The organism is Streptomyces sp. NBC_01775 (genome assembly GCF_035917675.1).
Taxonomy (GTDB): Bacteria; Actinomycetota; Actinomycetes; order Streptomycetales; family Streptomycetaceae; genus Streptomyces.
In genome coordinates this window covers 5,450,924-5,469,237 of the sequence record NZ_CP109104.1, presented here as the reverse complement: position 1 = coordinate 5,469,237, position 18,314 = coordinate 5,450,924, and the positions used below count along the sequence as shown (strand labels likewise).

Annotated in this window: 17 protein-coding genes, 1 tRNA gene and 2 pseudogenes; 6 read left to right on the top strand and 14 right to left on the bottom strand. The window is 70.1% G+C overall.

Features of this window, described 5'->3' with window-relative positions; genetic code table 11:
* The first annotated feature begins 104 nt into the window (after positions 1-104).
* Positions 105-1,070 carry a LysR family transcriptional regulator gene (locus tag OHB04_RS24485; protein WP_326689801.1) on the top strand — a complete coding sequence of 322 codons (966 nt, stop codon included), beginning with the start codon at positions 105-107 and terminating at the stop codon, positions 1,068-1,070.
* The gene (locus tag OHB04_RS24480; RefSeq protein ID WP_326689800.1) at positions 1,067-1,372 is read left to right on the top strand and encodes a hypothetical protein; all 306 of its coding nucleotides are present in this window, start codon (positions 1,067-1,069) and stop codon (positions 1,370-1,372) included. Before OHB04_RS24485 ends, OHB04_RS24480 begins: the two co-directional genes overlap by 4 nt.
* Before the next feature lie 110 nt (positions 1,373-1,482).
* Here OHB04_RS24480 and OHB04_RS24475 read toward each other — a convergent pair whose 3' ends face one another.
* Positions 1,483-2,688 carry a macrolide family glycosyltransferase gene (locus tag OHB04_RS24475; protein ID WP_326808312.1) on the bottom strand — a complete coding sequence of 402 codons (1,206 nt, stop codon included), beginning with the start codon at positions 2,686-2,688 and terminating at the stop codon, positions 1,483-1,485.
* Between the two features lie 541 nt (positions 2,689-3,229).
* Between OHB04_RS24475 and OHB04_RS24470 the strand changes: the two genes are divergently transcribed.
* Positions 3,230-4,042, top strand: coding sequence for a DUF2637 domain-containing protein (locus OHB04_RS24470; protein WP_326689798.1), 813 nt, complete (start codon positions 3,230-3,232; stop codon positions 4,040-4,042).
* Positions 4,043-4,357: 315 nt separating this feature from the next.
* Here the strand turns inward: OHB04_RS24470 and OHB04_RS24465 are convergent, their stop codons facing one another.
* The 4 genes from OHB04_RS24465 to OHB04_RS24450 form a co-directional block, all read right to left on the bottom strand.
* Positions 4,358-4,720 carry a DoxX family protein gene (locus tag OHB04_RS24465; protein WP_326689797.1) on the bottom strand — a complete coding sequence of 121 codons (363 nt, stop codon included), beginning with the start codon at positions 4,718-4,720 and terminating at the stop codon, positions 4,358-4,360.
* Entirely contained in the window at positions 4,717-4,890 is a 174-nt protein-coding gene (locus OHB04_RS24460; protein ID WP_326689796.1) for a hypothetical protein, read from the bottom strand. The genes OHB04_RS24465 and OHB04_RS24460 overlap by 4 nt, the downstream gene beginning before the upstream one ends.
* 366 nt (positions 4,891-5,256) lie before the next feature.
* Positions 5,257-6,489 carry a sulfotransferase family protein gene (locus OHB04_RS24455; protein ID WP_326808311.1) on the bottom strand — a complete coding sequence of 411 codons (1,233 nt, stop codon included), beginning with the start codon at positions 6,487-6,489 and terminating at the stop codon, positions 5,257-5,259.
* 550 nt (positions 6,490-7,039) lie between these two features.
* The gene (locus OHB04_RS24450) at positions 7,040-7,636 is read right to left on the bottom strand and encodes a TetR/AcrR family transcriptional regulator (RefSeq protein ID WP_326808310.1); all 597 of its coding nucleotides are present in this window, start codon (positions 7,634-7,636) and stop codon (positions 7,040-7,042) included.
* 140 nt (positions 7,637-7,776) lie between these two features.
* On the opposite strand from OHB04_RS24450, the gene OHB04_RS24445 reads away from it, so the two are divergent.
* Entirely contained in the window at positions 7,777-8,544 is a 768-nt protein-coding gene (locus tag OHB04_RS24445) for an SDR family NAD(P)-dependent oxidoreductase (protein ID WP_326689793.1), read from the top strand.
* A gap of 7 nt (positions 8,545-8,551) precedes the next feature.
* On the opposite strand, the pseudogene OHB04_RS24440 reads toward OHB04_RS24445, so the two are convergent.
* Both OHB04_RS24440 and OHB04_RS24435 read right to left on the bottom strand, forming a co-directional pair.
* Positions 8,552-9,457, bottom strand: a pseudogene (locus OHB04_RS24440) (IS5 family transposase).
* Between the two features lie 3 nt (positions 9,458-9,460).
* Positions 9,461-9,793: pseudogene (locus OHB04_RS24435) on the bottom strand (transposase); the annotation flags it as partial.
* A 230-nt stretch (positions 9,794-10,023) separates the two neighbouring features.
* Here OHB04_RS24435 and OHB04_RS24430 point away from each other — a divergent pair.
* Positions 10,024-10,713, top strand: a complete 690-nt coding sequence (locus tag OHB04_RS24430) for a hypothetical protein (RefSeq protein WP_326808309.1) — start codon at positions 10,024-10,026, stop codon at positions 10,711-10,713.
* Positions 10,714-11,503: 790 nt separating this feature from the next.
* On the opposite strand, the gene OHB04_RS24425 is transcribed toward OHB04_RS24430, so the two are convergent.
* The 7 genes from OHB04_RS24425 to galU all read right to left on the bottom strand — a co-directional run bounded on the left by OHB04_RS24425 (position 11,504) and on the right by galU (position 17,604).
* Positions 11,504-11,577, bottom strand: a tRNA-Ala gene (locus tag OHB04_RS24425).
* A gap of 73 nt (positions 11,578-11,650) precedes the next feature.
* Positions 11,651-13,318 carry a hypothetical protein gene (locus OHB04_RS24420; protein WP_442814937.1) on the bottom strand — a complete coding sequence of 556 codons (1,668 nt, stop codon included), beginning with the start codon at positions 13,316-13,318 and terminating at the stop codon, positions 11,651-11,653.
* 166 nt (positions 13,319-13,484) lie between these two features.
* Entirely contained in the window at positions 13,485-14,114 is a 630-nt protein-coding gene (locus OHB04_RS24415; RefSeq protein WP_326692880.1) for a GNAT family N-acetyltransferase, read from the bottom strand.
* On the bottom strand, positions 14,111-14,785 hold the full coding sequence (locus tag OHB04_RS24410) for a MogA/MoaB family molybdenum cofactor biosynthesis protein (protein ID WP_405804089.1): 675 nt from the start codon (positions 14,783-14,785) through the stop codon (positions 14,111-14,113). Before OHB04_RS24410 ends, OHB04_RS24415 begins: the two co-directional genes overlap by 4 nt.
* The gene (gene moaC, locus OHB04_RS24405) at positions 14,782-15,291 is read right to left on the bottom strand and encodes a cyclic pyranopterin monophosphate synthase MoaC (protein ID WP_326689790.1); all 510 of its coding nucleotides are present in this window, start codon (positions 15,289-15,291) and stop codon (positions 14,782-14,784) included. The genes OHB04_RS24410 and moaC overlap by 4 nt, the downstream gene beginning before the upstream one ends.
* Positions 15,292-15,357: 66 nt before the next feature.
* Positions 15,358-16,698: a molybdotransferase-like divisome protein Glp gene (gene glp, locus OHB04_RS24400; protein ID WP_326689789.1), complete on the bottom strand. Its 1,341-nt coding sequence runs from the start codon at positions 16,696-16,698 to the stop codon at positions 15,358-15,360.
* 3 nt (positions 16,699-16,701) lie between these two features.
* Positions 16,702-17,604, bottom strand: a complete 903-nt coding sequence (galU, locus tag OHB04_RS24395; RefSeq protein ID WP_326689788.1) for a UTP--glucose-1-phosphate uridylyltransferase GalU — start codon at positions 17,602-17,604, stop codon at positions 16,702-16,704.
* A 91-nt stretch (positions 17,605-17,695) separates the two neighbouring features.
* Here galU and OHB04_RS24390 point away from each other — a divergent pair, with 91 nt between their 5' ends.
* The gene (locus OHB04_RS24390; protein ID WP_326808307.1) at positions 17,696-18,310 is read left to right on the top strand and encodes a 5-formyltetrahydrofolate cyclo-ligase; all 615 of its coding nucleotides are present in this window, start codon (positions 17,696-17,698) and stop codon (positions 18,308-18,310) included.
* Positions 18,311-18,314: the final 4 nt, after the last annotated feature.

Here is an 18,314-nt window from a genome sequence, read left to right as displayed (position 1 = left end):
TGATCGATCGGCGGCAGGTCCCTCCAGGGTGGCCACCGGGCCGCTCATAAGTCCAAGACCCAGTGCTTCTCGATGTCAGAAGCGCCAGTTATAAGCTCCCGCTCATGGATCTGCGGCAGCTTCGGTACCTCGTCGCCGTCGTCGAGGAGGGCAGCTTCACGCGGGCCGCCGAGCGGCTGCACCTGGCCCAGCCGGGCATCAGCGCCCGGATCCGGCAGCTGGAACGTGAGCTGGGCCAGCCGCTCCTCGACCGCACCGGCCGCTCCGTGACCCTCACCCAGGCCGGCGAGGCCGTCCTGCCCTACGCGAGAACGGCTCTGGAGGCCGTGGAGGGCGTACGGCAGACCGCCGACTCGTTCACCGGCCTGCTGCGCGGCCACGTCGCCATCGGACTCGTCTCCGGCGCCACAGGCGGCTTCGACGTCGCGTCCGTGCTGGCCGACTTCCACGACGCCCACCCGCACGTCGACATCGCCCTCACCGAGGACTCCTCGGAACGGATGCTGCGCGCACTGCGCCAGGGCGAGCTGGACATCGCCCTGCTGGGCCTCACGGACGAGGAGCCGCCGCCGGGAACCGCCACCCAGATCGTGGTCGACGAGCCGCTGGTCGTCGCCGTGGCGGCCGGCGATCCCCTGGCCGCCGACGGGAACCGCACCGGCATCCGGCTCGAAGAACTGCGCGACCGCGCGCTGATCAGCCTGCCGCGCGGGACCGGGCTTCGCGGGGTACTGGAGCGGTCCTGCGCCGAGGCCGGGTTCCGGCCGCGCGTCACCTTCGAGGCCGCGGCCCCGCACCTGCTGGCACAACTGGCCGCGCGCGGGCTGGGAGCGGCGGTGCTCCCGGCAGCCACACCCGCGGCCGGCCCCGCCCTCGGGCTGCACACCCTGCGGCTGCCTCCCCGGCTGCGGGGCCGCATCGGTCTCACCTGGCGCGCCGGAGGCCCCACCACCCCGGCCGCCCGCGCCCTGCTGGCCCGCCTGCGCGCCTCGTTCGAGACCACTCATGACGTGCCGGGGCCCACCGGAGGCCAGGACAACAAGGACGACCAGGAGGAGAGAAGCGCATGAGCTGCTTCATGTACGACCTGATGGGCGGCGTGGTTGACGACCCCGGGCCGGACACCGTCCGCGCGGTCTTGAAGAGCCTCGCGCAGGCTGACGACGAGCATCCGGACGTGTCGCTCTCCCACACGTCCGGATGGTCGCTCACCGCCTTCCAGGACGGCCGCCTGATCTGGGAGAACCCCGAGGACGACCGCTGGGCCCCCGGCGAGCTGCGCGACGTGCCGCAGGAGGAGACCCTGCGGCTCTTCACACTCCTGGCCGCCGGGGAGACCGACCGGATAGAGCGCCTTCCCTGGCGTCGCTGACAGGCGGATGACGGGCGGAGGACAGCGCGGACCCGCCGCCAAAGGCCGTCACCCCGTCCACCGCCCGCCCGCTCTCATCGGCCGCCCGCTCTCTCCGGCCGGCACCCGGATCAGGCCCCCGCGAAGCCCCCGTACTCCTCCACCAGGTCGGCCGCACGCGAAGTACCACCCTCCGAACGGGACTCGGCCTTCAGCCGCGCACAGCGGCGGGCCACCTCCGGGTCGCTGGTGAGCGCCGTCAGCGCCTCGCGCAGCCGCTCGGGAGTGGCCTCCTCGGTGTCGATACGCCGGGCGACACCGAGACCGGCCAGGAGGTCCGCGTTGCCGAACTGCTCGGCTCCCTGCGGCACCGCGATCATCGGCGTTCCCGTGAACAGCCCCTCGGCGCTGCCGCCCATACCGGCGTGGGTGACGAAGGCGTCGGCCTCTTCAAGGATCGCCAACTGCGGTACCCAGGAGCGCACTTCCACGTTTCCGGGAACCTCTCCCAGCTCCCCGGGGTCGGTGTACTTGCCGATCTGGAGAACGACGTGCCATCCGGGCAGCCCGCCGAAGGCGGCGACGCAGCGCCGGTAGAACGCGGCCTGCTTGGTGTAGGCGGAGCCCAGCGAGACGAGCAGCACGTGTTCGGCACCCGGGGGCCGCTCCCAGGTGCCCCGGTGGCCGGGCTCGCCGAAGCACGAGCCGACGAAGGTGACGCGGTCCGCGTCGACGCTCTCGGCCCGCGGCTGCATGGCGCGCGGGATCATCGCCAGCACTCGCGGGGGAAGGCCCATGAACGTGTCGACGTCTGTCGTTGTGGCCCCGCAGGAGGTCAGCCACGAGGCGAACTTGGCTCGGAAGGCATCCGCCCCCGGCAGGCCCCACAGCTGCGCTCCCACGTCCTCCTGGTAGCCCTCCCACGCCACATAGGTGGGCGAGAGCTGCATCAGGGGCCGGCCCTGCTCCTCGGCCAGCGCGCGGGCGGCCATGGCGCCGATGTCGTACAGACACAGATCCGGGCGGTCCTCCGCGTAGGCGGCCCGCAGTTGGGGCAGCACGGCGACGGCCTCGTCCAGGAAGAGGTCCATGGCCGCGACGGGGTCCTCGGGCCAGTCGTTGTCCGCGACGGGCAGACCCGACTTGTACGGCACGAGCCGCGCCCCGGAGGACTCGACGAGCCCGGCCACGGCGGGGTCGTTGGCGTAGGTCACCCGGTGTCCCCGGGCCACCAGCTCCCGGATGAGCTCCAGGCTGGGCAGGACGTGGCTGACGATGGGAATACCGATCATCGCGATATGTGCACGACGGCGCGACGGGCAGGGTGTACGGGACATGAATGATCACTCGATTCAGATCTGCGGACGGAGACACACGCAGCGGACCGGAGTGCCGTGTCGTCGGGCATCCGGTGCGCGAGAAGCGGCGCGGGGCGATCGCCCCGCCCGTGTCAGCCGTAGATCTGATGGAAATACATACCCGCACCTTAAACGATCAGAAGCGGACGGCGAGGCATGGATTCGCGATCCGGCCCCACGGCGCGAGTCTGCGGCCCGAGTTCGGGGGCCGGCCTCCACGGAGGCGAGTTCATGGCCCGCCAGCAGCGCTAAGACCATCGTTCCGAAAGAATCAGCACCATGCTGAAAACCGCATGCTCATAAGTCTGAGTACTGCGAACAGGGGTTTCCGCTAGCTGGGGCATTCGTTGACGGTTTGTCGCCGAGACGGTCATCCCAGGCATCTTCCCCATAACACTGATCTCGTCATAGACAACACATATTTATGGGTTATTGGCCATTGATCAGCAAGGCCATGCGCGGGTGGGACCGGTCTCGACACAACTCGTCTGAACCTGCCCTCAGAGAAGAGAGTTCAGTCTTGACCGAGACTTCTCACACGTACTCGTCCTACGTGCCTCGAGACCCCGACACCGGTCTGCCCGGTTCGAGGAAGTCGTTTGAACCGGACCTGGACTCCCCCTCGGCCGCGAGCCGGGTCACCGCCCCCGACGACCTCTCGGGGCTCACCGACGCCCCCGACACCAGGTTCACCGGCCTCGCGGACGGCCATCCGGAGCGGCTTCCGGACGGCGAACACGCCGACCTGGAGGCCGAGATCGCCTATTTCCTCGACACGGTCGAGCAGCCCCTCTACGCCGACCCCCAGGGCGGTTTCACCGGTGCGCGTCATCGCAAGGACCGCCCTTTGGAGCGAATCAAGCAGCATCCGGTCGACTTGTCGTGGCGGCGCGCCCTCAGCGCCTTCGCGGTGACCCTGACAGCCCTGATCGTGGTGCTCGTCAGCCTGCTGGGCGCCCAGGCTTCCTACCCGCCGCTCTACGACCTCGCCAGGGACACCGCGCCGCCGGGAGTCGCCCACGCCTGGCCGCTGCTCATCTACGCACCCTGGCTCGCCGCCACGCTCTCCATCCTGCGCACCCGCGCCTACCGGCGCCGCAGCGTGCACTCCTGGCTGGTCGTGCTCTTCTTCGCCGCCGTGGCCTCGCTGCTGTGCGTCGCCGCCGCTCCCGCCACCCCGGCCGGCGTCGCCGTGGCGGGCCTGCCACCCGTAACAGCCCTGCTCTGCTTCCACCAGCTCGTCCGCCAGCTCGACCTGACGGCCGTCCCGCCGACAGCCTCCCGCCACGCACGCCCGGCTCGCGGAACCCACCGCCACCGCCCGGTCCGCTGAGGCCCTCCGCAGGGCGTCGGTCCGCCGGGGCGAGGGTCAGTCCGCCGAGGAGCCACGTGGCTTCGCTCGTACGCGCATGCGCTCTCCCTGGCGGCCGAAAACGCCGAGCAGCTCGACGGGGACTGCCGGGCCAGGGTCAGCACGCACGGCGACAGCACCGAGCTCACCCAGCTCACCTACGACAACACGCCGCGACGAAGTTCACGCGGATCTGCGGGACGCCCTGACAGACCCGGTGTTCGACCGGCGCGGGTGCGGCGTCGACGCGGCCACCATCAGCGACCGCGCGAGTACGCGGGCTGTTCACCGTCGTTCTCACACGACGTACGAGACGGTCAGGACGGCGCCGGCGAGGGAGAGCATCCCCAGGCAGTTCAGCCAGAACTCCTGCCGGAGGAACCGTGCCCGGATGTGGGCGCAGACGGCGCACAGGAAGTAGGCGACGGCCCCGATGTTCGCCGCGAGACCGATCCCGTCGTACGCCAGTCCGGCGACAAGGCCCGCCGTGGCGAGCAGCTTGATCACGATGAGTGCCCACCACCATTCACGGGCCAGGCCTGCCCCGTCGAGGCAGCCTCGGATGAAGGCAGGTGGACGGATCGACAGCAGCGCGTCGACGAACAGGGCGAGGGCAAGCAGTGCCGTGGGCCACCAAAGACCCGGGACGTGGAACCTCATTCCTCCGGCCGGTTCACGATGAGGCTGACGACGTCGCGAAACTGCTCGCGCCCGACGTCATCGGGAAGCGCCCCGTTCGACACCGTCATCAGGATGCCGAGGCAGGCGAAGCAGATCGACCGGGCTGCCCTGCCCGCATGGTCCTCGTCGTGCCCCGTTCGGGAGAGCACCTGCCGGATCTCTCCGACAGGGGCTCCGACGTGCGGTGGGCTCTGCGTGGTTGCTCTGCCCCGCCGAGACTCTCTACGCGGGTCCCGGGGTCGAAGGAGGACCGTATCGGTCGAGTGCTTCTTGCAGGTCGTTTCGCTGCTGGTCCGTGATCGCGCCGAGGACACAGACGGGGACCAGGCCGTCCATGCGGGAGATCAGCACCTCTGGGTCGTGCGACGGAGCCCATCCAGCCGGCCGGCGTGCGGACGGCGGGGCGTCCTCGTGGAGCTCGAGATGGAGTCCTGTGTACCGGTAGTAGGGCTTGCGGGAGTTGCCGCGGTCCTTGCCTGCCGAATCGTGCTTGTCACAGCCGAGGTGGACGGCACCTACACCCGTTCGACCTCTGCGCGCAGCGCGTTGTAGTCCGCGAACGCCATCTCGACGGCCTCGCGGTTCAGGCCGTACCGGGCCAGGTCGTAGGTGTGGCGGCGCGCGCCGCGGGGGCGTCCCGCCGCCTCGGGGAGGCGGGCGGCCTCCGCGGCCGTCCAGTGCGCGCCGATCGCCTCGTACAGCTTCGGGGCCCCGACCTCCGGGGTGGTGCCGAGCCAGGAGTAGGGCACGTCCACGATCGCGTCGGGCGGCATGGCGGATCGGGCCCGCAGCGCCCGCGCCATGGTCTCGCCGAGCAGCCGCAGCCAGTCCTGGCCGATGGTGTGCGGATCGGTGCGGCTCAGGCCGACGCCCATACCGGTCTCGATGAGGCTGCAGTACGAGGCCACGACGGTGACCGGATCGCGGTGGGTCCACACCAGCGTGGCATCGGGGAACACCTCGCGCAGCGCATCGAGTTGCCCGAGGTGCATGGGTGACTTGAACATCCATCGGCGGCGTGGGCGGCCGTACTGGAGGACTTGGTAGAACCGCTTGAGGTAGCGGTAGTCGGGGCGCATGTCGTGCCCCAGGTGCCAGTCCAGGTACCCGGGCATATGAGCCTGGGTGAGCGGCTGCAGCGCGTGCGGCAGTGCGAAGGTGCACTCCTCGGGGCCCTCCGCGAAGATCGGGTGGATGTCCCGGAAGCGTGGTATCAGGAGGTTGATGGCGCGCTCCATGCGGCGTGCCGCCAGCACCGCTCGGCGGCGCTCCTTCGGTGTCGGCGCCAAGCCGGGCGTCATCAGTTCCCACAGCAGCGGTGATCGGTGCTGCTCCGATAGGGACAGGAGCGAGTGGGTGAGGGTGGTGGCCGTACGCGGCAGCCCGACGACGAACACCGGCCGCTCGATCGGCTCCTGCTCGATCGCGGGGATCTCGGCGATGAGGTGCTCGACCTGGGCACGGTTGGTGAGATGCCGCCTGACGTGGCCCTGCGCCTGCTGCCATCCGAACGGTGCCATGTCGGGCACCGCCGCCCACTCGCGCAGCAGGGGCCGGAACCCGTCGATGAACTCGTCGTCACCCGGGAATTCGCCGAGTCTTCCCGCATCGGCCAGGAGCCGGTCGAAGACGCGGTCCGGATCACGCCGGGAGCCGAAAACGGGACGCGACGCGACGTTCGCCAGGACGCGAGCCAGCGGCTGACGGAAGTCAGCGGCTCCAGAGGCTTCAGAGGAATCGGAAGACACAGCGGCTGCGACCTTCTACGGGGCGGGTGGACCAAGGCGCGGCAGGTGGGCGGGGTGGTCTGCTGGTGTGACGTGGCGCTTTTCAATCATGCTCCCACGCCCGCGAGTTCCATTGCGTGTTCTCGGCCCCGGCGGGTGGCTGCAGCTGCCACCCGCCGGGGTTCTCCCGGGCCTTGTCTTGGGCGGGGGCGCCTATGTGTTCCGGCGGTGTGGGCACCGATACATCGAATCGCCGGAACGCTGGACAAAGCGCTTCCTGAGCTGTTCGCACCTGACTACGACCAGCGGCTTGAGGCCGCTTGAGCTTGTCTGATAGTTGAACTTGGCCGGTTCGCGGAGTCAGAGGGTGAGTGAGGCGAGCTGGAGTCCGGCTCGGTGACGTGCGGCGAGTCTGCCGCGCCCGTCCCGCCGAGGCGGATCGCGTAGGGCTGTTCGGCGAGAGGCACACGACCGTTCCCTCTTTCTCTTCGCCTCCTCGGCCGCCGTCTCACGTCATGCGCTCCGGATAGTCCACAGGTCGCCGACCGACTGGCGGAGAGTCGGGACTGTCTCAGGAGCCGTGCAGCCCGTCGAGGATGACGCGGAGCGTGCGCGGCCCCCGGGCGGGGTCCGCGGGTAGGCCCAGGAAGCATCCGGGCGTGACCGCTGCCTGGGTCAGGAACGGGATGTCCTGCCAGTCCACGTCGTCCCGGAGCACGCCGGCCTGCTGGGCGCGCTCGGTGGCTTGCCGGATGAGATCCAGGAGGCGGTGGCGCAGCGCGACGATGCCGGGGCCGCCGTGTGCGTCGAGTGTTCCGGACAGGCCCGCGTTCTCCGCCGTGCGGGTGGCCAGATCGCCGAACAGCCGGGTGAAGCCTTCCCACGGGTCCGCGCACTCCAGAGAGGTCTCGGCGGTCCGGATCAGTTCGTTCAGGATGTCGCGCAGCACGGCCGCCATGAGTTGGTCGCGTTCCGGGAAGCGGCGGTAGACCGTGCCGACGCCCACCCCCGCTTCGCGGGCGATCTCGTGGTAGCTGACGTCCAGGCCCTTGGAGGCGACAGCGCGCCGCGCCCCGGCCAGGACGAGCGCGGCGTTGCGCTGGGCATCGGCGCGGGGCGTCTTCCGGTCCGACGCGTCGCTGGTCGCTGCCTGTCGTCGTGCGTTCATGATGTCACCGTACACAGAAATGGACAGGTTCCGTCCGCTTCCGTTAGTCTGATGAAACGGACAGGTTCTGTCCGTTTCGATGGAAGAAAGAGGCGGTAGCCATGACCTCGCCCTCACCGGCTCCCCGAGAGGAAAGCGACATGCCGTCTCGCGGGAACACCGCGGTCGTCACCGGCGGAAGTGACGGCCTGGGCTACGCCATCGCCGGAGCGCTGGCCACACAGGGCGCCGACCTGATCCTCGTAGGACGCGATCCGCACAGACTCGGCCGCGCCCGCGAAACCCTCCTCGGGCACGGCACCGCCATCCACACCGTGCCCGCCGACCTCGCCGGGCCCGGCGCCGCAGAAGCGGTCGGCGAGGCCGTCCACGCACTGACTGATCGCGTTGACACGCTCGTCAACAACGTGGGCGCCGCGCACTTCGCGCCTCTCGCGGAAACCACGCCGGACATGATCGATGCCATGCTGCACCTCAACGTCAAGGTGCCACTGCTGCTCAGCCGGGCGCTCCTCGCGGAACTCACAAGGGCCCAGGGCGGCATCATCAACATCAGCAGCTACTGGGCGCGCAGGATGACGGCCGGCCGCGCCTCGGCCGCCTACTCCGCGACCCGCGGAGCCATCGACTCCCTGACCATGGCCCTGGCCAACGAACTCGGCGCCGACGGCGTGCGGGTCAACGCTCTCGCGCCGGGCGCCGTCCACACCCCCACCTACCAGCACTCCTACCTCGACCCGATGACGCCGCGCCAGCGCGCGGCGCACGATTCCGGCATCCAGGCCGCCTATCCGCTGGGCCGCATCGGCACCCCAGGGGACGTCGCCGAGGCAGCCGCTTACCTGGCAGCCGCACGCTGGACCACCGGCACCGTCCTCACCGTCGACGGCGGGCTCACCGTGCGCTAGGTTCTGTCTAATCTTGGGCGGGTTCGCGGAGCCGGAGGGTGAGTGAGGCGAGCTGGAGTCCGGCCTTGTAGTGGGCGGCCAGTTCGTCGAAGCGGGTCGCGATCGCACGGAACTGCTTGAGACGGTTGAAGCAGCGTTCGACCACGTTGCGGGCCTTGTAGAGCTCTCGGTCGAAGACCGGCGGTCTGCCGCCGGCCCGCCGCGTCGCCGACGGTTGGCCTTCTGGTCGGCCCGCTCGGGTATCACGGCCCGAATACCCCGCCTGCGAAGGCCGCGGCGGATCGCCCGTGATGAATACGCCTTGTCCGCGAGGACCGCATCAGGTCTGCGACGGGGATGTCCGGCTCCCCGGCGGGGCACCCGCAACTCGCCCATGACGGTGTCGAAACGGTGGAGTCGTTGACGTTGCCCGGCGTGAGGACGACGGCCAGGGGCAGGCCCCGGCCGTCGCACGCGAGATGGACCTTGGTGGTCAGTCCCCCGCGGGACCGGCCCAGCGCCTGGCGAGCCGCCGCGCGCGCCGGATCTTCCAGTCCGTCCCCCGCCTCCGCCCCCTTTTATGGGCGACTGCGGCGTGCTGATGGGCCCGGCTGATCGTGGAGTCGACCGACGCCGTCCACTCCACGGCTCTGACTGCGTCGTCCCGGGCCTGGGCCTGTTCGAGCAGACGGGCCCAGGCCCCGTCCGCCTCCCAGCGGGCGAACCGCTCATAGACCGTCTGCCACGGCCCATAGCGTTCCGGCAGGTCACGCCACGGAGCACCGGTCCGCAACCGCCACAGCACCCCATTGATCACCTGCCGGTGATCCCGCCACGGCCGCCCACGACCATCAACGCCAGGCAGCAAAGGCGCTATCCGCTCCCATGCCACATCCGTCAGCTCACCACGACCCATCACAAGATCAATTATCAGACAGGCGATCTTCTTGTCGTAGTAGGCCCGCGATGCCGGGTCGCCCAGGGCAGCGAATGCGGAGCAGAAGAAGGCCGTTTGAGCTGCTTGTTTCCCCGCCGGGAGGGCTGTTCACCGCGGATCGATGAGCCCGAGCTCCGGGTCGCCGGGGTGAGACCGGCGTAGGCGGCGATGGCCGGCGGTCGGGAAGGTGCTGCCGTCGCCGACCTCGGTCAGGACGCGGGCTCCGGTCCTGACGCCGACTCCCGGCATCGAGGTCAGGACCTTCGAAAGAGGGGGAGCCTCCAGGAGTTCCTCGATCCGCACGGCCAGCGGCTTCCGCTGGTCAAGGACGGCCTGGGAGCCAGCAGTCTGCCCGTGGGAGCCAGCAGTCTGCCCGTGATGAACTCCGCCGCGCACACCCTCAACGACGTGCGCGAGACCCACCGTTGCCACCGCGCGCCCCTTCTCGGTCGGGTGTTCGCGGATCGTCAGGGAATACCGGCAGGTGGAATACTGCGCGCGAATTACTGTGCGTGAATTCGCGTGTCCCCGCAGCGAGTTCGACGGGGGAAGGGGCGGTTCGGGTGGGACTCTCGGTGGGAGAGGTGTCGGGCGGAGGGGCCGGGACGGTGCGGAGGGTCTGGATCATCCGCTCTGCTGTGGCGACCGTCGTGATGTCCTTGGCTCTGGTGCTGGGCGGTGCCGGATACGCGTCGGCATCAGCATCTGCCCTGGGGCCGTCGGCTGTGGGTTCGTCGGGGTCGGACGATGTCGATGACCAGGTGAAGGCTGCCAAGGAGTACGCGGGCCGCGACGGGAAGTTCTACGCGCGCAGGATCCTGGTCGAGCGCAGCAACGACAAGATGGAGTGGATGGCCCTGGTTGTGGTCCGCAAGCCGGGCGAGCCCACTGCGCTGATCGACCCGGACGGCAAGGTCTACACCGGGGGAATCGACGACTTCCGGGCCAACAACGAGCTGCTCACTGAAGACGACAAGATCGTTGTGCCGCGCGACATCACCTCCATCGACAAGAAAGACGTCGACCTCGTGACTCTGTCCGGTCACACCGACCCGCACCGGTTGTGGTGGCTCGTCGGGAAGATCGCCGCCTGCGTGGTGGTTTTCGGCGCGGCCGGACTCTTCTTTCTACGGAGTGCCCACCGCCGCAGGCCGGACAGTGGTAGCGACGACGCACCGCCAAGCGGTGATGGCGACGGACCGCTGGTGGCGGACAGCGACGCGGCCGAGCCGGACGCAGACCCCCGCACCTGATCCGTCGGGTGGTCCCACGGCCCTCCTCAGGGCGGACCCCGGATTGACCCCCTGCGGCGTTCAGGCAGCGCCCAAGGTCTTGAACGAGGTGCCGTAGGCGGCGCGGAGCAGCCTCATGGCTGAAGAGTCCACCGGACCCTCGAACCTTCCGGCAAAGCGCGATCCCCGAAGAGTGGAGCCTGCGACCGTTCCGTGCCTGTGGGGGGCCAGGCGTAACCGGCCTCCTGGACCTGCTCTGACGGTAGGCCGCGACCGTTCCGTGCGCGCGGGGGCCGGGCATGTCTACGGGGGCGGGCGCCCGTTCAACGGGTCGACCGTTCCGTGCGCGTGGAGGCCGGGCTCGTTCCAACCTGCATGTTCAGGTCGGCTTTGCGGATTCAGTGCCCGGTCGTGTGCGCGTGTGGAACGCCAGCGGATCGCTCCGCTGGGGTGGCACCGGCCCTGGGGACTCGGTGTCTTCCCGTATCGACGCCCCGCCACACGCCGCCCGCCGAAGCCGCACCGGTCGTCCCAGCCGGACTGCCACCCCCACGGCAACCCGCCAAACCCTGAGCAGACACAACAACCGCAGACCGCCACCACCAGCCCCGGGCCCCCGGGGCACCTTGCGATGCGCACAACACCCTGCACCGCCCCGGCCGGGCCGGGCCGACCAGACCCTCGACGGACCTCATCTCCCACCCCGAACGCCGTCGAACAGACCCCGGAAACGACGAAGATCCCGACCGATCATGAAGATCAGCGGGATCTCGTGAACCGCTCCCGAGCGAACTCAAGAACGGTCGTGCGGTGGACCTGAGGGGATTTGAACCCCTGACCCTCTCGTTGCGAACGAGATGCGCTACCGGACTGCGCCACAGGCCCTTGCGACGTGTGAAACCTTAGCATCCTGGTCGGGCCGTGAGGAAATCCGTTCCTGTGCTGGTCACAGGGGCGATCACTCGTTGGCGGCGCGGGGGCGGTCCTCTTCCTCGTACTGGTCGAAGAGGGGGGTCCGGCTCCGGTCGCGGGTGCGGCGGGGGCGGTGGGCCTGCTCGGATTCGGTCTGGTCAGGGGTGGTGGGCGACTGCTCGGCCGCCGGGACGGTGCTGGAGCGGGCCGAGCTCCACGCGTCCGGGGCCTCCAGGTCGACTCCGCGGGTGGTGCGGGGCGCGACCGGGGCGCTCACATAGGTCGGCAGGGGCACGGGAACGGGCTCCCAGCCCTCGCCCTCCGCGTTCTCACGGTCCCGTGCGCGCTGCTGGTCGACCCACTCGGCGTGGTCGGTCTGCTCTACGAGCGCGCGCCGCTCGGCGGCCTCCTGCTCCTCGGCCCTGGCGCGGGCCCGCCGTTCTTGTGCTTCATCCGGAGCAGCCTCACGACGGGCCTCTCCGTGCGGGCCTTGCCGGGCATTCGATGCTTCATCCGGTGCGACAAAGCCGTCACGAGCGTCCCGGGCCTCGCCCCGGCCGGTCCGTACGACGTGTCCGTCTCTGCCGGGCTCGGTTTCCGGGCCGGCCTCCACCTCGTACTGCGGGGCCTGGCGTCGGCCGGAGGGGGCCGGTGCTCCGCCGCCTGGGGGTCTGCGCTCGCGCAGCAGGCGGGCCGCGGCCTCGGCGCGCTGACGGTCCATGGTGAAGGCGAACCGACGGCGTTCCTGGCCCCGGAGATGGGCGATGTAGGCGCTCAGCAGCACCGCGGGCACGGCGGGCACCCACAGCAGCGCGAGTCCGCCGACGGCCGCGACGACGGCACCGGCGGTGAAGCCCAGGAAGAGGAGCATGGTCGTGCGCCGCCGCCGGGCCAGCAGTCTGGCGCGCTTGGCCTGCTTGGCACGCTTGGCGTCCAGCGCCGCAGCGCGCGCTTCCGCTCCGGAGGGCGCCTGGTCACGGACAGCACCCGGGGCGGCCTGCTCGCGCCCCAGCTGGCCCTGCCCGGCGCCGGGCTCTTCGTAGGCGCCGTGCGCCCCGTCCGGAGACGCGTACGAGCCGTGCGACCCGTCCGGCGCTCTCCGCACATCGCCGCGTTCCGCATGCGAGCCGTACTCGCCGTGCGGGTCGTGCGGCCTGCGCTGATCCCGTGCCTCGCGCTGCCCCCGCGCGGAGCGGCGCTCGGCCACGTCCCCGCGCTCACGCACCTCCTGGCGGCGCTGCTGTCCCCGCGAGTCACCCGCGCCGGGCTCGGCAGCGCGGCCGTGACGTTCGACCGGGCGGTATGCGCGTACCTCGGTCGGCATCTCGGAGCCGAGCGCGCTGACCATGGTCTTGGGGTCGGCGAATCCCCGGACGTCCACTGCCTCCTCGGCGGCGTCCGGGTCTCTCCGGTGCGCGTCATCGTCGTAGCCGTCGGGCTCGGCCGGTCCGCTCCGTCCGGCTCCGGACCCGGCGTGCGCTCCCGGCGCGGGCGGGTCGTCGGTCTCACGCGCTTCGCGCGCCTCGCGCCGCTCCGCGTCCTTCGCGTACCGACGCTCCATCCCGGCCTTGCCGGACAACAGCCGGATAGCGGTGCTGAAGCGTTCCGTCGGACGGGCTTCGTTCAACTCGTCCTGCCGGCGAAGCCACATCGGCACCAAGTAGGCGGCCCAGGCCCCGACGATGACTGCGTAGATGAGGCCACTGCTGCTCACCCTCACACGGTAGAGGGGATTGCATGAGCCCATCTGCCAAATACTGCGGTGTGTCGCACGATCTGGCTGATCTCTCCAACTTTTTTTGTGATTGCTGAGCTACACAACGCGAAATGTGGCCGATTAATGGCCGGGGTGAGACCGTTCAGTGCTCAATATCGAACATTTATTTTATTTCCGTTGAGCGTCCGGGACTCGCCCTGTGCCAGCGCGTAAGCAGCCCTTCCGGTACTTCCTCCGCCGTGAGGGCGAACACCAGGTGGTCGCGCCAGGCACCGTCGATGTGGAGATAACGCGGGCGGGTGCCCTCTTCCCTGAAGCCGAGTTTCTCCACGACGCGACGGCTCGGAGCGTTCTCCGGGCGGATACAGATCTCGATACGGTGCAGCCCGACGGAGCGGAAACAGTGGTCGACGGCGAGCGCGACAGCCGTCGGCATGACGCCCCGGCCGGCGACGGCGCGGTCGATCCAGTATCCGATATGGCCCGAACACATCGATCCCCAGGTGATTCCGGCGACCGTCAGCTGGCCGGCCAGCTGCCCCTCGTACTCGATGACAAAGGGCAGCATCCGGCCGGCCTGTGCCTCGCCGCGCAGATGGCGGACCATCTGGCGGTAGGTGGGGCGCCGCGGGGGCAGCTGGCCGGGCGGGGTCGGCGGGATCGTGGCCTCCCAGGGGCGCAGCCAGTCGCGGTTGCGCTGATTGACGTCGCGCCAGGCACGCTGGTCGCGCAGCCTTATAGGACGGAGGGCTGTGGGGCCGTCCGCCAGCTCGGCAGGCCACGGTGCGTTCAGCGGGGGTCGTCCCCTCTGGGTTCGCCGGGCTCCAGGGGAGCGCTCGGCTCAACCGGATGCCTTGGCCCGGCGGAGCGGCTCGGTTCAGCCGGATGGTCGCCGCCGTGGATCTGGTCGACGGCGTGCCGCAACAGGCGTGCCAGAACGGCCAGTCCATCGCGGACGCCGCCCGTGGAGCCGGGCAGATTGACGATGAGAGTGCGGCCCGCCACGCCTGCCGTGCCGCGGGAGAGTGCGGCCGTGGGCACCTTGGCGAGGCCCTGTGCCCGGATGGCCTCCGGAATTCCGGGGATCTCATAGTCCAGGACGGCGCGGGTCATCTCGGGAGTGCGGTCGGTGGGCGAGATTCCGGTGCCGCCTGTGGTGAGGACGACGGCGTATCCGGCCTCGACCGCCTCCCGGAGCGCCTTTTGGACCGGCTCACCATCCGGTACGACCGTTGGGCCCTCCGCGACGAAGCCCATCTCTGTCAGACCTTCGACAAGAAGAGGGCCGCCTTTGTCCGCGTAGACGCCGGCGGAGGCGCGGTTGGAGGCGGTGACGGCCAAGGCGCGGTGTGCGGCGGCCACGGGCAGGCGCCGCCCCTGCTCGCCGTGACCGGCCTGCGGCTGCCCGTGGCCGTCGTGGCGGGGCTGGCGCCGATCGGGCTGGTGCTGGTCGGGACCGCTCACGCGTCCTCCTCGTCCGCCGGGAGTTCCCGTGTCCAGTCTCCCGACTTCCCGCCGGTCTTCTCCTCCACTCGTACATCCGTGATGGTCGCCGACTTGTCGACGGCCTTCACCATGTCGATGACCGTCAAAGCGGCGACCGTAACCGCCGTGAGGGCTTCCATTTCGACGCCGGTGCGGTCGGTGGTCTTCACCTGGGCGGTGATCTCCACGGCGTCGTCGGCAACCGCGAGGTCGACCTTCGCACCGGATACCGCGAGGGGATGGCACAGGGGGATCAGTTCGGGCGTCTTCTTGGCGCCCATGATCCCGGCGATCCTGGCGGTGGCGAGCGCGTCCCCCTTGGGCATCCCCTCGCCCCTGAGCAGCTCGATGACGTGGGACGACACCAGCACGCGTCCCGTGGCCCGGGCTGTCCTCGCCGTCACGTCCTTGGCGGAAACATCGACCATCCGGGCAGCCCCGGACGCGTCGACGTGCGTGAGGTGCTGCTGCTGGGGGCTGCTCATCGTTCTCCCGGTCCGGTGCTGTGCCCAGACACGGTACCGGCACGGGCAAGAGCCGGACCCGCTGCCTCAGTCGAGGGGGATGACGGTCACTTCCTCGCCGGAGGCGGCTTCGGCCGTCTTCTCGGGGATGTCGATCAGCGCGTTGGCCTGCGCCAGGGAGGCGATCAGGTGGGAGCTCGCGCCGCCGACGGGCCGTACGGTGCCCATTTCGCCGCTGTCCTGGGGCGGGGTGTAGTCGCCGCGCAGGAACTGCCGCTTCCCCTCCGGGGAGGTCAGCGCGGTCTCGGTCTCCAGGCGGGCGTTTACGGTCCGGCGCCGGACGGGCTCGTACCCCATGAGGGCGCGCAGCGCCGGGCGTACGAACAGTTCGAAGGAGACGTAGGCGCTCACCGGATTGCCGGGAAGAGTGAGGATCGGCGTGCGGTCGGGGCCGATCAGGCCGAAGCCCTGGGGCTTGCCGGGCTGCATGGCCAGGCGCCGGAACTCCACGCCGTCACTCGCGCCGTCCTGGCCCTCCTCGTCCTCGCCGCCGCCGAAGGCGTCGACGCGGGAGAGTGCTTCCTTGACGACGTCGTAGGCGCCGACGCTGACGCCTCCGCTGGTGACGACGAGGTCGGCCCGGATGAGCTGGTCCTCCAGGGTGAAGCGCAGGGTCTCGGCGTCGTCGGCGACGGCGCCGACGCGGTAGGCGATGGCGCCCGCGTCCTGCGCCGCCGAGGTCAGCACGAAGCTGTTGGAGTCGTGGATCTGGCCGGGGCCCAACGACTCCCCGGGAGCGACCAGTTCGCTCCCGGTGGACAGGACGACCACCCGGGGGCGCGGCCGGACCTTGACCGCGCCGCGTCCGATGGCCGCGAGCAGGCCGATCTGCGGGGGCCCGAGGACCGTGTCCGCGGTGAGTGCGACCGTGCCGGCCTTCACGTCGCTTCCCTTGGTGCGCACATGCTGGTGCGGGATGACGGGGCGGTGCACGCGGACCTCGCCCGATGCATCCTCCGGTGCGTCGCTGCGCGCCCGCATGGCATCGGCCGGGCCTTCTCCAGTGCCGCCGTCGGTCCACTCGACGGGGACGACGGCCTCGGCGCCCGGAGGCAGGGGGGCGCCGGTCATGATGCGGGCTGCCTGGCCCGAGGAGATCGACGGCAGGTCCGCGCTGCCCGCCGCGATGTCGCCGATGACGGTGAGCACGGCGGGGAAATCCTCGCTGGCGCCCTGGACATCGGCGATGCGTACGGCGTAGCCGTCCATGGAACTGTTGTCGAAGGGCGGGAGGGCCGCCGGCACGATGACGTCCTCGACCAGGACGCACCCTTGCGCGTCGAGGAGCTTCAGCTCGATGGGGTCCAGGGGACGGATGCTGCGGAGGATGTCCTCCAGATGCTCATCGACCGACCAGGTCTTGCTCAAGACTTACATCTCCTCGCTGACGTAACTGCGCAGCCAGTCCCGGAAGTCCGGGCCCAGGTCCTCACGTTCGCACGCGAGCCTGACGATGGCACGCAGATAGTCGCCCCGGTCACCGGTGTCGTAGCGACGGCCGCGGAAGACGACTCCGTGTACGGGGCCGCCGAGCGAGGTGTCAGAGGCGAGGGACTGGAGGGCGTCGGTGAGCTGGATCTCGCCGCCGCGCCCCGGCTGGGTCTTGCGCAGGACCTCGAAGACGCCGGGGTCGAGGACGTAGCGGCCGATGATCGCGAGGTTGCTGGGGGCCTCGTCCGCCGAGGGCTTCTCCACGAGATCGGAGACCCGGACAACGTCCTGGTCCGAGGTGGGGTGGGCCGCGGCGGCACCGTAGAGGTGGATGCTCTCGGGCTCGACCTCCATGAGCGCGATCACACTGCCGCCGTGCTCCTCCTGGACCTCGATCATCTTGGCGAGGAGAGGGTCGCGGGGGTCGATGAGATCGTCTCCGAGCAGCACCGCGAAGGGCTGGTCGCCCACGTGCGGGGCCGCGCACAGGACCGCGTGGCCGAGGCCGCGCGGGTCGCCCTGACGCACGTAGTGCATGGTGGCCAGGTCGCTGGATTCCTGGACACGGTCGAGCTTGGCGGCGTCTCCCTTGTCGCGGAGCACCTGCTCCAGCTCGTAGTTGCGGTCGAAGTGGTCCTCAAGAGGGCGCTTGTTGCGGCCTGTGACCATCAAGACGTCCGAGAGACCGGCTGTCGCGGCCTCTTCCACCACATACTGGATCGCGGGCTTGTCGACGACAGGGAGCATCTCTTTCGGCGTGGCCTTGGTGGCTGGCAGAAAGCGGGTGCCCAGGCCCGCCGCCGGGATGACAGCTTTGGTGATCCGAGTACGGGTAGTAGTCATATCCCGCACGATAACCGCTGACTTGTACCTGGAAGGTAAGCGCCCACCAAGTTTGTTGCTGTATGCGAACAAGAGAGGGTTTTAGTACCAGATGAGCCAGTCGGCTTCCTCGGACCAGCGTAGTAAGCGGGAGTTGCGGCGCGGTGTCCTCGCGGTGAGGGCCGCCTTGACCGCGGATGACGTACAGGAGTCGGCGCGCTCCCTGGCGCGGCACGTGCTGGAGCTGCCGGAGCTGGCACACGTCACTTCGGTCGCCGCCTACGTCTCGGTCGGTACGGAACCCGGCACCGGGCCGCTCCTGGAGGCGCTGCGCGACCGCGGCGTGTCCGTGCTGCTTCCGCTGCTGCTACCGGACAACGACCTGGACTGGGCGCCGTACGAGGGCCCTGAGACGCTCGTACGGGCCGAACGCGGGCTGCTGGAGCCCTCCGGGCCGAGGCTCGGCCCGGACGCCGTGACCGGGGTCGACGTGGTGCTGCTGCCCGGCCTGGCGGCCGACCGGCGCGGGCTGCGTCTGGGGCGTGGCGCCGGATGCTACGACCGTGTCCTGGCCCGGCTGGCGGCTTCCGGGGCGGGGCCTGTGCGCGCGGTGCTGCTCTACGAGGGCGAACTGCTCGACCACGTGCCCGGCGAGGCGCACGACCGCCCTGTCGGACTGGCGGTCACCCCCGGCGGCGTGCACCGCTTCGGGGGCGACCCGGCCTGAGAGT

What these genes read in the sequence shown, in the direction of transcription:
- OHB04_RS24390 (WP_326808307.1), top strand. Translation starts at nt 17,696, where the DNA reads ATGAGCCAGTCGGCTTCCTCGGACCAGCGTAGTAAGCGGGAGTTGCGG.
- OHB04_RS24445 (WP_326689793.1), top strand. Translation starts at nt 7,777, where the DNA reads ATGCCGTCTCGCGGGAACACCGCGGTCGTCACCGGCGGAAGTGACGGC.
- OHB04_RS24475 (WP_326808312.1), bottom strand. Translation starts at nt 2,688, where the DNA reads ATGTCCCGTACACCCTGCCCGTCGCGCCGTCGTGCACATATCGCGATG.
- OHB04_RS24485 (WP_326689801.1), top strand. Translation starts at nt 105, where the DNA reads ATGGATCTGCGGCAGCTTCGGTACCTCGTCGCCGTCGTCGAGGAGGGC.
- OHB04_RS24465 (WP_326689797.1), bottom strand. Translation starts at nt 4,720, where the DNA reads ATGAGGTTCCACGTCCCGGGTCTTTGGTGGCCCACGGCACTGCTTGCC.
- galU (WP_326689788.1), bottom strand. Translation starts at nt 17,604, where the DNA reads ATGACTACTACCCGTACTCGGATCACCAAAGCTGTCATCCCGGCGGCG.
- OHB04_RS24480 (WP_326689800.1), top strand. Translation starts at nt 1,067, where the DNA reads ATGAGCTGCTTCATGTACGACCTGATGGGCGGCGTGGTTGACGACCCC.
- moaC (WP_326689790.1), bottom strand. Translation starts at nt 15,291, where the DNA reads ATGAGCAGCCCCCAGCAGCAGCACCTCACGCACGTCGACGCGTCCGGG.
- OHB04_RS24450 (WP_326808310.1), bottom strand. Translation starts at nt 7,636, where the DNA reads ATGAACGCACGACGACAGGCAGCGACCAGCGACGCGTCGGACCGGAAG.